This is a genomic window from Bradyrhizobium forestalis (assembly GCF_002795245.1).
GTDB lineage: Bacteria > Pseudomonadota > Alphaproteobacteria > Rhizobiales > Xanthobacteraceae > Bradyrhizobium > Bradyrhizobium forestalis.
Genome location: NZ_PGVG01000176.1, coordinates 1 through 251 on the forward strand (window position 1 = coordinate 1; position 251 = coordinate 251).

A 251-nucleotide genomic window follows, 5' to 3' on the forward strand; every position below is an offset into this window, starting at 1 on the left:
GATCACCAGCACCATCGCCACCGCCTGCCAGCGCTTCGGCAGCCGCGCCATGCCATAGGCAATGGGATAGCCGATCAGGAGCAGCAGCGCGGTCGCCGTGAGCGCAACAGTAAGGCTGCGCACATAGCATTACAGTTGCATTTTATTGAAGGTTCTGAATCCATGGGTGACCATGATTCGGGATCTGATGATTGGTGGTGCGTCGGTCGAGGATACACTGACGCTGTGGGCTTCGTCGTTGCGAGATGCCA

Annotated in this window: 1 pseudogene; it reads right to left on the bottom strand. The window is 57.8% G+C overall.

Going from position 1 to position 251, the window contains the following annotated elements:
* Window positions 1–126 (bottom strand): annotated as a pseudogene (locus CVM73_RS38995) (putrescine ABC transporter permease PotH); the annotation flags it as partial.
* Window positions 127–251 lie beyond the last annotated feature (125 nt).